The organism is Clostridium sp. ETTB3 (assembly GCF_053571985.1).
Genome location: NZ_CP199832.1, coordinates 2,333,554 through 2,348,337, shown reverse-complemented (window position 1 = coordinate 2,348,337; position 14,784 = coordinate 2,333,554). Strand labels below are relative to the sequence as shown.

13 protein-coding genes, 1 tRNA gene and 1 pseudogene are annotated in these 14,784 nt (G+C 26.8%); 13 read left to right on the top strand and 2 right to left on the bottom strand.

Annotation, left to right across the window (positions count from 1 at the left end):
- Positions 1–213: 213 nt before the first annotated feature.
- Positions 214–1,050 (top strand): PHP domain-containing protein, encoded by an 837-nt coding sequence (locus tag ACUN06_RS11360; protein WP_449389821.1) that lies wholly within the window; start codon positions 214–216, stop codon positions 1,048–1,050.
- A gap of 130 nt (positions 1,051–1,180) precedes the next feature.
- Here ACUN06_RS11360 and ACUN06_RS11355 read toward each other — a convergent pair.
- Positions 1,181–1,267, bottom strand: a tRNA-Leu gene (locus tag ACUN06_RS11355).
- A 131-nt stretch (positions 1,268–1,398) separates the two neighbouring features.
- On the opposite strand from ACUN06_RS11355, the gene recQ reads away from it, so the two are divergent.
- The 8 genes and pseudogenes from recQ (at position 1,399) to ACUN06_RS11315 (ending at position 9,520) form a co-directional block, all read left to right on the top strand.
- Complete coding sequence (gene recQ / locus ACUN06_RS11350; protein WP_449389820.1) at positions 1,399–3,156, top strand: DNA helicase RecQ; 1,758 nt, start codon at positions 1,399–1,401, stop codon at positions 3,154–3,156.
- Between the two features lie 258 nt (positions 3,157–3,414).
- The gene (locus ACUN06_RS11345; RefSeq protein WP_291735140.1) at positions 3,415–5,337 is read left to right on the top strand and encodes a PrkA family serine protein kinase; all 1,923 of its coding nucleotides are present in this window, start codon (positions 3,415–3,417) and stop codon (positions 5,335–5,337) included.
- A 5-nt stretch (positions 5,338–5,342) separates the two neighbouring features.
- Positions 5,343–6,518, top strand: a complete 1,176-nt coding sequence (yhbH, locus tag ACUN06_RS11340; protein WP_291735138.1) for a sporulation protein YhbH — start codon at positions 5,343–5,345, stop codon at positions 6,516–6,518.
- Entirely contained in the window at positions 6,518–7,888 is a 1,371-nt protein-coding gene (locus tag ACUN06_RS11335) for a SpoVR family protein (RefSeq protein ID WP_294160863.1), read from the top strand. Before yhbH ends, ACUN06_RS11335 begins: the two co-directional genes overlap by 1 nt.
- Positions 7,889–8,008: 120 nt before the next feature.
- Positions 8,009–8,476 (top strand): rubrerythrin family protein, encoded by a 468-nt coding sequence (locus ACUN06_RS11330; protein WP_449389819.1) that lies wholly within the window; start codon positions 8,009–8,011, stop codon positions 8,474–8,476.
- Positions 8,477–8,548: pseudogene (locus ACUN06_RS11325) on the top strand (rubredoxin-like domain-containing protein); the annotation flags it as partial.
- Positions 8,549–8,564: 16 nt separating this feature from the next.
- Positions 8,565–9,092 carry a hypothetical protein gene (locus ACUN06_RS11320; protein WP_449389818.1) on the top strand — a complete coding sequence of 176 codons (528 nt, stop codon included), beginning with the start codon at positions 8,565–8,567 and terminating at the stop codon, positions 9,090–9,092.
- Between the two features lie 29 nt (positions 9,093–9,121).
- Positions 9,122–9,520, top strand: coding sequence for a hypothetical protein (locus ACUN06_RS11315; protein WP_291735129.1), 399 nt, complete (start codon positions 9,122–9,124; stop codon positions 9,518–9,520).
- A 59-nt stretch (positions 9,521–9,579) separates the two neighbouring features.
- Here the strand turns inward: ACUN06_RS11315 and pssA are convergent, their stop codons facing one another.
- On the bottom strand, positions 9,580–10,101 hold the full coding sequence (pssA, locus tag ACUN06_RS11310) for a CDP-diacylglycerol--serine O-phosphatidyltransferase (RefSeq protein ID WP_291735033.1): 522 nt from the start codon (positions 10,099–10,101) through the stop codon (positions 9,580–9,582).
- Positions 10,102–10,309: 208 nt separating this feature from the next.
- Here pssA and ACUN06_RS11305 point away from each other — a divergent pair, with 208 nt between their 5' ends.
- The 4 genes from ACUN06_RS11305 to cysK all read left to right on the top strand — a co-directional run bounded on the left by ACUN06_RS11305 (position 10,310) and on the right by cysK (position 14,767).
- The gene (locus tag ACUN06_RS11305; RefSeq protein WP_291735035.1) at positions 10,310–11,200 is read left to right on the top strand and encodes a YegS/Rv2252/BmrU family lipid kinase; all 891 of its coding nucleotides are present in this window, start codon (positions 10,310–10,312) and stop codon (positions 11,198–11,200) included.
- A 63-nt stretch (positions 11,201–11,263) separates the two neighbouring features.
- Positions 11,264–11,908, top strand: coding sequence for a hypothetical protein (locus ACUN06_RS11300; protein ID WP_294160860.1), 645 nt, complete (start codon positions 11,264–11,266; stop codon positions 11,906–11,908).
- A 253-nt stretch (positions 11,909–12,161) separates the two neighbouring features.
- Positions 12,162–13,415, top strand: coding sequence for a magnesium transporter MgtE N-terminal domain-containing protein (locus ACUN06_RS11295; RefSeq protein ID WP_291735039.1), 1,254 nt, complete (start codon positions 12,162–12,164; stop codon positions 13,413–13,415).
- A 443-nt stretch (positions 13,416–13,858) separates the two neighbouring features.
- Positions 13,859–14,767 (top strand): cysteine synthase A, encoded by a 909-nt coding sequence (cysK, locus tag ACUN06_RS11290; protein ID WP_449389817.1) that lies wholly within the window; start codon positions 13,859–13,861, stop codon positions 14,765–14,767.
- Positions 14,768–14,784 lie beyond the last annotated feature (17 nt).

Here is a 14,784-nt window from a genome sequence, read left to right as displayed (position 1 = left end):
TTTATTAATGGAGAAATAAAAAATACAATGTTATAAAATTAACAAATAGATATATCAATTTATTCTCCATTGGTTATTATACCCTAAAATTATAAGAATGAAAACAAAAAAATATGATATATCAAAGAAGTAACATAAATTTAAAATAGTTATGAAAAATTTTAGTGTTGATGTAAAATATAAAAGTAAATTATATTTTTAAGGAGGAGTAAAATGTTAGTAGATTTACATATACATACATATTATTCAGATGGAACTATGTCGCCTAAAGAAGTTGTAGAAGATGCAAAAAGAAAAAACTTAGGTATTATAGCAATAACAGATCATGATGTATTGGATTCATATGAGGATTTAAAGGTAGAAGCTGAAAAGGCAGGAATTATTGCAATAAGAGGTGTTGAAATAGATTCTATATTTGAAGGTCATTTAGTTCATCTTCTAGCATATAAGTTTGAAGACAATGAAAAGTTATTTAAATTAATTAATCATGCAAAAGATCAATTATTAGAAACTAGTATAGAGCTTATTAGAAGAATGGAAAATGATTATGAAGGTATATCATTAGAAGATTATAATTCATATGAATATGAAAGAAGAAAAGGTGGATGGAAGGGAATCCATTATTTGCATGATAGAAAAATTACAGAAGGCTTATTTGATGGAGTGAAATTTTATGGAAAATATGATTGTGGACATGAAAAATTTGCTTTTCCAAGTGTAGGAGAAGTTTGTAATACAGTACATGATGCTAATGGATATGTAGTTTTAGCACATCCTTGTAATTATTATAGTAACAAAAATAAAGAAGAGATATTAGAAAAATTAGAAATATTAAAGAGTTTAGGAATTGATGGAGTTGAATGTTATTACCCTGCAAATTCAGATTTAATGACTAATACTTGTTTAGAGTTCTGCAAAGATAATAATTTAATAATAACAGCTGGCTCAGATGGGCATGGAGATTTTGGAGCAGTAAGTAAGGGGATAGAATATTATATAGGTGCTATAAATAAAGACAGTGAAATATTAAATATAAATAAATTATTGTAATTGAAAAAAAGTTATGGAATTTAAATGTTTCATAACTTTTTATACTTTTTATGTAATATATGAAGGGAGATAATAAATAAATTATTATGTGAATAAAAAAACAAAAGACTGTATTTAAATACAGTCTTTTTGGTGCTGAAGACCGGAATCGAACCGGTACGGTATCGCTACCGCAGGATTTTAAGTCCTGTGCGTCTGCCTGTTCCGCCACTTCAGCAGGCAAGAATTATTATATTACTATTTTATAATTATGTCAATATAAAAATGAAAAAATAAAAAATATTTTTAGAAAACTTAAAAAAGTGGTAATATTTAATTAATATGATAATAGAAAGATGGTGAAAAAATATGAATAAAATTTTTGAAATACTTAATAAATATTATGGTTATAATTCATTTAGAAAAGGACAATATGAAATTATAAGCAATATTTTAAGAGGAAGAGATAGTTTTTGTATTTTACCTACAGGAGCAGGAAAGTCAATTTGTTATCAAATACCAGCACTAATGTTTAACGGTATTACAATAGTTATTTCACCATTAATTTCTTTAATGAAGGATCAGGTAGATAATTTAAATTCAAATGGAATAAATGCACGATATATAAATAGTACTCAAAAATTAGAGGTAAGTGATGAAATTATTGAGCTTTGTAAAAAAGGTGAAGTAAAACTTTTATATATAGCTCCTGAAAAATTAGAAAATGAATTTTTTAAACGTAAATTAAGACTTCTTAATATAAGTCAAATAGCAATAGATGAAGTACATTGTGTATCAATGTGGGGGCATGATTTTAGAAAAAGTTATGGTTTAATAGCTGAATTTATAGATAATTTAAGAATAAGACCAGTAGTAACTGCATTTACTGCAACAGCAACTGAAGTTGTAAGAAAGGATGTAATTAATCTTTTAAAGTTAAGAAATCCTTACATATATATAGGAAGTTTTGATAGAGAAAATTTAGAAATTAAATTGTATATTGAAGAAGATAAGTTAGAATTAGTAAAAGATATTATACGAGAACGAGAAGGTGAAGCAGGAATAATATATTGTGTTACACGAAAAGAAGTAGATGGATTATATTATTATTTAAAGGATTTAGGATATGATGTATTAAAATATCATGGAGGCTTAAAGGATAGTGAAAAGGAATTTTATCAAGATGAATTTTTAAATGAAAATTCAAATGTAATGATTGCAACAAATGCATTTGGAATGGGGATAGATAAATCTAATATTAGATATATAATTCATTTTACAATTCCTAAAAATATAGAAGGTTATTATCAAGAAATAGGAAGAGCTGGGAGAGACGGATTTTCAGCAAAATGCTATTTGTTTTTTAATAGAGCAGATATAAGAACATTAGAATATTTAATTTATACTACAGTGCAATTAAATAGAAAGGAAATTGAAATAAAAAAGCTTCAGCAAATGATAGATTTTTGTGAAACTAAAGAATGTTTAAGAGCATTTATACTTAGGTATTTTGGAGAGCAAAATATTAGAGAATATTGTACTAATTGTAGCAATTGTTTAAGTAATGATGAGCTAAGAGATTATACAATAGAAGCACAAAAGGTGTTGTCATGTGTATATAGATCAAAAGAAAGATATGGTATTTCAGTTTTAATAGATGTTCTTAGGGGCATGGTAGGTCCTAAAATAATAAATGATAAATTAAATCAATTAAGTACATATGGTATTATGAAAGATTATAGTAGCAAGTTTATAAGGGACTTTATAAAAGTGTTAATTGAATATGGTTATATAAGTTTAAGGCAAGGAACATATTCTATGCTCCAACTTAATGAAAAATCATATAAAATATTAAAATCAGACTTAAAGGTAGTTTTAAAATTAGAAGCAGATAATGAGGAAAAAGTACTTAATAATATGCTGTTTAATAAATTGAAATTATGGAGAAGAGATATAGCAATTCAAGAAGGTGTAAAACCATATATTATTTTTTCTGATGCAACATTAATTGAATTATGTAATAAGCTTCCACAAAATGAAGAAGAATTATTAGAAATTAGAGGTATGGGAGAAAAGAAATTTAAAAAATATGGAGAAAAATTAATAGAGTTATTGAAAGAAGATTAAAAGATAAGAGCTCATGTAATCAATAAGGATTTACATGAGCTTTTTAATTAAGTAAATATCCAAATTTTAATTTGGTAAGATGAATTTATTCATCTCACTAAAAGGAAGGAGGAGTTTTATTAAATAAAAATAATAAATTAGGGATTATTAATAATAATTGTAAAATAAAAATTATAAAATATAGAGAAAAGTAAATAAAAAATAGGAATATAACCATTTGAAACAATAATATATTAGATTAAGGGGAGGGATGAGTATATGAACTTCAAGGACTTTATAATTACAGACAGGGAAAATAGAAATAGTGAAAAATTCGAAGGAACTTTTTTAGATTACTTAGAGATAGTAAAACAAAATCCAGATGTTGCTAAGCTTTCTCATAAAAGATTATATGATTTTATTATGAGTAAGGGAGTAGAGGTATTAAAGGCAGATGAAAATCCAAGAATAAGAAAGATATATGGAAATGAAACTATTAGAGAATATGGATATTTTAAAGATGATTTCTTTGGAATAGACAAGGTTATAATGAAAATAGTTAATTATCTACATTCTGCTTCTATGAAAGGTGAGGAATCAAGACAAGTATTATACTTAGTAGGACCAGTTGGTGCAGGTAAATCTTCTTTAGTTGAATCATTAAAAAGTGCATTGGTTCATTGTGAACCTATATATTCAATCAAAGGTTGTCCTATGCATGAAGAACCTTTACATTTAGTTCCTAATCATTTAAGGGATGAATTTAATAAAATGCTAGGAGCACAAATAGAAGGTGACTTATGTCCAGTATGTAAGTATAGATTACTTCATGAATTTAATGGAGAATATGAAAATTTCCCAGTTGAAAGAAAAGGTTTTTCAATAAGATCAAGAAAGGGAATTGGAGTTGTTCCACCAGTTGATCCTAATAATCAAGATACATCAATATTAACTGGTTCCATAGATATTTCTAAAATGGATATGTATCCAGAAGATGACCCAAGAATATTTTCATTAAATGGGGCATTTAATGTTGGAAATAGAGGATTAGTTGAATTTATTGAAGTGTTTAAAAATGATGTTGAATATTTGCACACAATAATAACTGCTACTCAGGAAAAATCTATACCATCACCAGGTAAAGGATCAATGATTTATTTTGATGGTATTATAATAGCTCACTCAAATGAAGCTGAATGGAATAAGTTTAAATCAGATCATACAAATGAAGCAATATTAGATAGAATTGTTAAAGTTGAAGTGCCTTATTGTTTAGAGCTTGAAGAGGAAATTAAAATTTATGAAAAGATTTTGAAAAAGAGTAATTTTAGGGCACATATTGCACCACATACAATTGAAGTTGCAGCTATGTTTGCAATATTATCAAGATTAACACCATCAGCTAAGGTTGATCCTATGACTAAGCTTAAAATTTATAATGGTGAAGATTTAGTTGAAAAAGGAACAACTAAGAAAATTGATATTATAGAGCTTAGAGAAGAGGCAGGACCTTATGAAGGAATGAAGGGAATAAGTACTAGATTTATAATTAAGGCAATTGATAATGCGCTTTCTAATTCTGAATTTGATTGCATTAATCCATTAAGTATAATGGAAAGTATTATTAAGTCTGTTAAGGATTTAGATATATCAGCTGATGATAAGAAGAAGTATTTAGGATTTATTCAAGATACAATTCGTAAGGAGTACAATAAGATCCTAGAGAAAGAAATTACAAAGGCATTTATTCATTCATTTAAGGAACAAGCAGAAAGTTTATTTAATAATTATATAGATAATGCAGAAGCCTTTGTAAATAAAACAAGAATAAAAGATGCTCAAACAGGTGAAGAGTTAAATCCAGATGAAGAATTTATGAGAAGTATAGAAGAGCAAATAGGGGTATCAGAAGCATCTAGTAAAGGATTTAGGGCAGATGTTACTTCATATATGTTCTATTTAGTTAGAAATGGAGCTAAGATAGATTATAAATCTTATGAACCATTAAAGGAAGCTATAGAAAAGAAACTTATAGCATCAGTTAGAGATTTGTCTAGAATAGTTACTAAATCAAGGGTTAGAGATAAGGAACAAACTGAAAAATATAATGCAATGGTAGAAGAAATGAAAAGGAATGGATATTGTCAACATTGTTGTGATGTAATTCTTAAATATGCAGCAAACAACTTGTGGAAGGATTGATAAGGATGGCTATATTTAGAGATAATACAACAAATCCAGTTGAGCATGATAGAAGTATAGAAGATAGAAGAAGGCATAGGCAGTTAGTAGAAAAGTCTATTAAAGAAAATTTAGGAGACATACTTTCAGAAGAAAGTATAGTTGGTGAAACTAAAAATAAGAAGTTTAAAATTCCAATTAGGGGAATAAAAGAATATCAATTTGTATTTGGAAGTAACAATAAGGGGGTTGCTACTGGTACGGGTGAAGAAAAGCGCGGTGACAAACTAGGCTCTTCTGAATCAAGTGGTAAAAAAGGAAATAAGGGTGCAGGCAATTCTGAAGGTGATGATATATATGAAACAGAAATTACCTTAGAGGAATTAATGGATTATATAGTTGAAGATTTAGACTTGCCTAATTTAGATAAAAAGAAATATTCTGAAATTATTAGTGAAAGTGCAAGTAGAAAAAGAGGATATCAAAGGCATGGAATAAATCCAAGACTTGCAAAGAAAAAGACTGTTATGGCTAAAACAGCACGTAAGCAAGGAAAAATAAGGGCATTGAGGGAGGCTGGGTTAGATACAGAATTAGATAGATTTCCATTTAGAGAAGATGATATTAGATATTATAGAGTTAAGACAAAACCTAAAAAAGAAAGTAATGCTGTTATGATTTTTATAATGGATGTATCAGGATCAATGGATAGTACTAAAAAATATTTAGCAAGGTCTTTTTTCTTTGTATTAGCTACTTTTATAAAAAGAAAATATAACAATATTGCTTTTGAATTTATTTCTCACACAACAGTTGCAAAGCAAGTTAATGAGTATGAATTTTTCCATAAAGCAGAATCTGGAGGAACATATATATCAAGTGGTTTAAACTTAGCATTAAAGTTAATTAAAGAAAGGTATTCACCAGAAGTTTGGAATATATATCCTATATATGCTAGTGATGGTGATAACTGGTCTGAAGATAATGAAAAGGCAGTTGAGTCAGTTAAAAACCTTTGTGAAATAAGCAATATGTTTGGATATGCTGAACTTTTACCATCAACTTATTCAACAACTATGTATTATAGGTTTAATAAGGAAATAGTAGATAAAAAGTTTGTATCTGTTATTGTTAAGGAAAAGAAAAATTTATGGGATGCTCTTAAGTTAATGCTTAGCAAGGAGTTAAAGGAGGATGAATAATGGAGTACACATTAAAAGAATTAGAAGAATGGAATGTGAAAATTGAAAAAAAGGCTAAGGAGTTTGGGCTTGATTATTATCCTCAAGAATTTGAAATAATAGGATTTAATGAAATGCTAGCTTATGAAGCATATGTTGGAATGCCATCAAAATATCCTCATTGGAGTTATGGTAAATCATATGAAAAAAATAAAACATTATATTCATTAAATTTAACTGGATTACCTTATGAAATGGTAATAAACTCAAATCCAGCATTAGCTTATTTAATGAATGAAAACACACTATTATTACAAATATTAACTATGGCACATGTATATGGGCATAATGATTTCTTTAAAAACAATAGGCTATTTAGGGAGGGAACAAAAGCCTCTTATACTATAGAAATGTTTAAACTAGATGCTGATATAATAAGGGGATATATAAATGAGCCAAGCATAGGCTATGAAAAGGTAGAAAAAATACTTGATGCAGCTCATGCACTAAGATATCAAATTCCAAGGGTTGTTGGAGTTAAGGAATTAAGTGATGAGGAAATTAAAAAGAGTTTAATTGAAGAATATAATAGAAAAATTGAAAAAAGAGATGAGTTAAATAGTGATGAAACTATAAATTTACCTGATTTAAGCAAGACTCCAATAGAACCATGTGATGATATAATTGGGTTTATTATAAAGTATGGTTCTTTAGAGGAATGGGAAAAGTCAGTACTTAAAATAGTTAGACGAGAAACTCAATATTTTATTCCTCAAATTGAAACTAAAATAATGAATGAAGGTTGGGCTAGCTATTGTCACTACAATATATTAAAAAGCTTAGATTTACCACAGGATTTACATCTTGAATTTATCAAGCGTCATAATGATGTAATTGCTCCAGCTTTAGGTGGATTAAATCCATATTATGTTGGATTCAAGGTATTTGAGGATATAGAAAAGAGATATGGAAGAGATAAGATTTTTGAAGTTAGGTATATTGAAAGGGATAATTCTTTTTTACGTAAATATTTGACACAACAACTATGTGAAGAGTTAGGATTATTTCAATATGCAAAGAAAAGCTTTGAATTTGTTGTTGATGAAGTATCTGATGAACAAGGATGGAAGAGTATTAGGGATACTATGGCTACTTCATGTGGAGCAGGTTCTATACCTTATATAAGAATTACTGATTTAAATAAGAGAGATGGAACTTTAACATTAGAGCATGTATTTGATGGAAGAGAATTAGAATTACTTTATGCAAAAGAAACAATTAAATATTTATTTGATCTTTGGGGACATAAAGTAGTGTTGCATACTAAAACTAAGGAAGGTAGAAGTGTAGAAATAGTATGTGATAATGATAGAAGGGTTACAGTAAATTAATATTATTTAAAGAAATGATGAATTTAAGTTTGATTGTTAAATTTCACAATCAAATTTAATTCATCATTTTTATATGTTTTGAATAATTTAGTATAAGGAATATTTTTTAGGGAGAAAATAATGGACTTAAAAGGAAGTAAAACTGAAAAGAACTTATATAGAACCTTTTTAGGAGAAAGTAGGGCAAGAAATAAATATACTTTATATGCAGAAAAGGCTAAAAAGGAAGGATATCAATGGATTGCAAGTATATTTGATGTTACAGCAGGAAATGAATTAGCCCATGCAAGAAAGGTATGTAATGATTATTTGAATCTTATTTGTAATACAAAAGAAAATTTAGTTGATTCAATTTATGGTGAAACATCTGAATTTAAGGATGCTTATTTAAAGTTTGAAGAGGAAGCAAGACAAGAGGGATTTAAAGAAATTGCCGATTTTTTTAAAGAGTTAAGAGAAGTCGAGGAAGAGCATGCAAAGAGATTTAAAGAATTATATGATAAGTTAGATAAAGAAACTATATTCAAGGGAACAAAAGATTCAAAATGGGTATGTATGAACTGTGGATATATATATGAAGGTGCTTAAGCACCACAAAAATGTCCATTATGTGGTTATCCAAAATCATATTTTAAGCCATATTGTAAGATAGAAAACTAATAGGAGGGCAAATAAGATGTTTATATCAATACCTAAGGAATTTTTTGTACCAGTTATATTTAGTGATGGATTTATATTAAATCAAGAAAATGATCATTTAGAATTAGATACTAATTTATATAGAAAAAGTAGTGAAAGTGAAAAATATAGTGAAATTGAAATTAGTAAAAAAGTTAATTTAGATGAAATCTTAAATGTAAATAATGAATTAAATAATTTTAATGATTCAAAGTATGCAGAATTATTTAAAGATGAAAATAATGATTTTGATGAAAATTCATATAGGGAAAGTACTGCTAAAATAATAAATCAAAGTATAAATAAAAATTTAGAAAATAGTAAATATGAATCAGAAAAAGAAAATATTATTGCAAAGGTTGAAATGAATAATAAGAACTATATAAATAAGGATGAGGGAATTAGCAATAAGAAGCAAAATGATGATATATATAAGGCGTGTAAATATTCAGGAAAAATGTTTAATGAAATAGATGATGAAATAATAGAAAATATGGATATTGAAGGATGTAATAAAAATAAATAATTATTATAACTTATAAATGGGGGTATTTTATGAAGTACCAACAATTGATGAAACAATATTATGGTGATATAAATAACTTAAGTCAATTGCTACAATCAATGGTAAATTCATATAGATTATTAATTGCAGGAGCTGCGGAATTAAATAATATAAATGAAGCAAAAAGCAGTTATGTTAAGGTAGCAGTAAAAAGAGCTGATAGCTTAGGAAAAATAATAGATCATATAATAGATTTAATAGATGAATGTGGAGAGGGATATTTTAAATATATTAAAATTGTAGGAGGGCATATTTTAAAGAATACAGATAATAATGTCATTTTAACTGAAGTAGATAATGAGTTACTATTTCAAGATGCATCTGTAAGAGAAGAATATGAAGCATTAAAGCAATTTAAAGAACAATATGATAAAAAAAATAATAATTAAAAGAATATCCTATAAATAACAAGCTATAGTTTTAAAACTATAGATTGTTATTTATAGGATTACAATTTCTTTAGCTTTAATTTACTTACCATTAAATAAGAGCCTAATAATAATAATAATAATGGAATAAGTGCAGATATTTGTTTATTAACAGTAAATAAAGAAAATAAAGCTAAACAACTACCGGTTACGGTAATTGGAACACCTGTAAACACTCCATTAAATTCACTTGTATTGTATTTAGCTAATCTAAATGCACCACAAATTGGAAATAATAATAAAGGAATTATTCCAAATATTTTAGAAGGGCCTAATGTATAAAAATTAAATAGCAAAAATACTAATATAGATGGTGCTACACCAAAGGAAATTAAATCTGCTAATGAGTCTAATTCCTTTCCTAAGTCACTTGTAACTTGTAAGTAACGTGCAATTCTTCCATCATATCTATCTACTAATGCAGCAAGTAATATAAGAATACATGATAATTGATAATTGCCTTCAAATGTGCTTAGTAATGATAAAATACCAAGTGATAGATTAATAAAGGTAAAGATATTAGGAATACAGCTTTTTTTCATATAATCACTCCTAGAATAATCTTTCTATTTTATATTATATCATAAAATTTATGAAAAATTAACAAAAATTAGGAATAGGTGAAAAATGTAGAAAAAAGCTAAAAACAAAGAATAAATTAAGTTTATTTATTATAAAATAAAATATATTTATGTATGGCTTATGTAGAAGTATATGGTATAATTTTTTTATGTAATTAGGAGGGGTATAATGAAAAAAGTAAAGTTAATTTATAATCCATATTCAGGAGAAAATGTTGTTTTATCTAAATTACACAATATAATTAGTATACATCAGCAGGCAGGATTGACAATAGTTCCCTATAGAATTGTAAAGGAGTGTAGTATAGAGGAAGCATTTGAAGATATTACACCTAGTGAATATGAGTATATTTTAGTTGCAGGTGGAGATGGAACTGTAGATTCTGTTGTAAACACTATGGCTAAAAAAGGTATTTCATTACCTATAGGTATTTTGCCAGTTGGAACAGCAAATGATTTCTCAAAGTTTTTAGGAATACCATTTGATGTAGAAGAAGCATGTAAACAAATAATAAATTCTACAGTTACAAGTGTGGATTTAGGTAAAATTAATGATAAATATTTTGTTAATGTTGCAAGTACAGGACTTTTTACTGATGTTTCACAAAAAACAGATGTAAATTTAAAAAATACCATAGGAAAGTTAGCATATTATTTAAAGGGACTAGAAGAATTACCTAACTTTAGACCTCTTAAGGTTAATATAAAGTCAGATGAAATGAATTTTGAAGGTAATATGTATCTTATGCTTGTGTTCAATGGACAGACAGCGGGTAATTTTAATTTAGCTTCTAGATCAGATGCTACAGATGGACTTTTAGATGTTATAGTATTTAAGGCAGTTCAAGTTTATGAGTTATTACCACTATTCATAAAGGTTCTAAAAGGAGAACATTTAGATTCTGATAAAGTAATATATTTTAAAACAAATCATTTACATGTTGAATGTAATGAAGATATTGTTACAGATATTGATGGAGAAAAAGGGCCGGATTTCCCATTGGATATAAAATGTATAAAAGGTGGAGTTAAAATTTTAGGGGCTAATATAGCAAAATAAAGAATAAATATAAAAGTAAATTAATAATTATAAATAATAGTATTTTTATAAGGGAGAGAAAATATGAAAGCCTTTATTTATTTATGTATATTATTATTTATAATTATTTTTTCTTTGTATTTAATATGGTTAAGTTCCCAAAAATGTCCTATAAAAATACAAAAGTTTTATTTAATCACATTAACAATAATGCTTATAAGATATTTGTCATTATTATCATTATGGATAGTTCAGTATCAAAAAATTATATATATAATTAAAACATTAACACAAGTTACTTTTGTTGGAATGCCATTATTATCATTAGCATGTTTTTATATTTATTTGAGAGATGAAAATAGAAAATTTGATTATAATTATATTTTTATGGTGATTATATTTTTAGTTTATATTTTCATCAATATATTTTATAAAATGGATATAAAATTAGATAGTATTTTTGGATTTATAGTAAGCTATAAAAATTCATTAATACCAAGTTTAATTTATTTAATAATTATGTCATGCATGGTAGTTGCAACATTATTTTTACTAGATAAGCCATATAATAATTCAAGTGGAATGGTATTTTTGTTAATATCATTAATAATAACAATAAGTGAATTTATAATATTTTTAGGTGGAATAAAAATTTTCCCTTATCCAGTATTAGGAGAAATATCAATGCTTTTATGTTCATATAAAGCTATATTAACTTTTAAGAAATAAAAATTTAATAATAATGATATAAAGTATTGCCTTTTGAAGGGAGATTAATATAATATTATTATATATAGCCCAAAGAAGGGCATTTTTATTGCCAATAAAAAGGTATTATTTTTATAAAAAACGGTGGTGAGATTAAATGGAGGGTGTCCCTCAGAGTATTAAATTAAGAAAATTGAATATAAGAAATAATAGAGGGAAAGCTTACATTTAATTTTATGTATAAGACTTCCTCTATTAATTGAGGAGGATTTTTATGCAAAGATTATCAGTGTTTTTATTTACTAGCATATTAGGAAAGAACATTTATGATGAATTTGATGATGTGTTAGGAGAATTAAAAGACATTTACGTAACAACAGAGCAAGGATATCCAAGAGTAATTGGTTACAAGGTTAAAAGAGATGGTGTTACTTTTCACTATGAATTTAGAAGTATAGTTTTTTATAGTGAAGACAATAAAGTCAAAATTTTAACTAGAGGAAGTAAAGAAATATTACCAAGAACTTATTCCTATTTATTATCAAGAAATTTACTTGATAAGAAGATTGTTGATATTAATGGCAAAAGAGTTGTTAGGGTTGATGATTTAAGAATTGCTGAAATAGCAGGGGAATATAGAGTAATTGCAGTTGAAACAGGACCACTTGCAAAGTTTAGAAGAATGAATTGCCAAGCTATAGGAAAGTTTCTTTATAAAATTTTAAATAAAGATTATGAGGATAAAGTATTGATGTGGGATGATGTTGAATCTTTAGAAATGGTTAATAATAATCTACAAATATCTGTACCATATAAAAAGTTATCAACATTACATCCAGCAGATTTAGCAGATATATTAGAAAATTTAGATGCAAATTCAAGAAAACAAATTTTTGAATCTTTAGATGAAGATTTAGCTGCTGATACATTAGAAGAAATAGAACAAGAATATAAAAGTAGTATAATTAAAGATTTAAGTGAAGCAAAAGCAGTAGAAGTATTAGAAAATATGCCTAATGATGAAATTGCAGATATATTAGATGAACTTGATGATGATGAAAGAGAAAAAATACTTGTTAACTTAGAAACAGAAGACGCTGAGGAAGTTAAAGAGCTTCTTAAATATGAAGATGAAACTGTAGGAAGTATAATGAGTAAAGATTTTATTTCATTTAATTTAGATATAACAATTGGTGAAATAATAGATATATTAAGAGAAAGCAATCCAGAAGATGAAGAATTAAATTCAATTTTTATTAAGGACGAAGAAGAAAGAGTAATAGGTATAATAGAATTAAAGGATCTTATTTTAAATAATGGAAATGTTAAAGTTAAAGAAATAATGGATGAAAATATAAATAGCCTTAAGCATACTGAATCTATCAATGAAGCAGTTGAAATAGCTTCAAAATATGATTTATTAGCAATTCCTGTTGTTGATAATAATGAGGTGTTAATAGGGGTTGTAAATACTCATGATTTAATAGATGAAGTATTATATCCAATGTGGAAAAAGAAGAATAAGTAAAAATTTAAAAAAATATTGACTTTTTTATCCAACTAGCTATAATATAAAGTATAGTTAAATACTGGGAATTAAAACTATGAAAAAGGAAAGTAATATAAAATGATGATCACAGAGAGAAAAGGATGCTGGAATCTTTTCATTGGTAATTTATAAATTGCGAATTATTTAAAATTTGCATTAGCATTAATAAATTCCTCTAAACTTAAATTATGGTTTAGAATCATTTATATGAAGTGCCCTTTGGAGTTTATACCTGAAATAACAGTAAGGTTTTACGGGAGTGCCCGTTATAGCGATATGGTATTATAATGTACCTTAAAATGAGTGAAATCATTATTGATATGATGATTTAATTAGAGTGGAACCGCGAATATATAACTTCGTCTCTATTATGGAGACGAAGTTTTTTTTTATATATAATTTTAAGTTTTGGAGGCTAAGTTATGATTTATAATGGAGCAATTGAATTAATAGGTAAAACACCAGTATTAAAATTGAAGAATATGGTTGATAAAAATAGTGCTGATGTATATGTAAAGTTAGAAAAGTTTAATCCTGGTGGAAGTGTTAAGGATAGAGCAGCCTTAGGTATGATAGAAAAAGCAGAAAGGGAAGGAATCTTAAAAAAAGGGTCTGTAATAGTAGAACCTACAAGTGGTAATACTGGAATAGGATTAGCTATGATAGGAAGAATAAAGGGATATAGAGTAGTAATTGTAATGCCAGAAACCATGAGTAAGGAAAGAAGAGATTTAATAAAAGCTTATGGTGCAGAATTAGTATTAACTGAAGGTTCTAAAGGGATGAAAGGTGCTATTGAAAAAGCAAATGAATTAGTTAAGGAAAAAGGATATTTTATGCCACAACAATTTGAAAATATAGCTAATCCAGAAAAACATTATGAAACAACAGCAGATGAAATATTTGAAGATATTAATGATTTAGATGCATTTGTAGCAGGTGTAGGAACAGGAGGAACTATTTCAGGAGTAGGAAGAAGATTAAAGGAAAAAATAAAAGAAATAGAAGTAATTGCAGTAGAGCCAAGTAATTCTCAGGTTATTGGAGGAAAAAAACCAGGAGCCCATAAAATTCAAGGAATTGGAGCAGGATTTATACCACAAAACTATAAGGCAGAATATGTTGATAAGGTTGTTCCTGTAAGTGATGAAGATGCAATAAAAACAGCTATAAGATTTGCTAGAGAAGAAGGAATATTAGTAGGAATTTCTTCAGGAGCAGCAATTTTTGTAGCCTTAGAAATTGCAAAAAAATTAGGAAAAGGAAAAAAAGTTTTAGCATTATCTCCAGATGGAGGAGAAAAATATATTTCAATGGGAATATATGAATAGTTAGGAGTTAAGGAAAA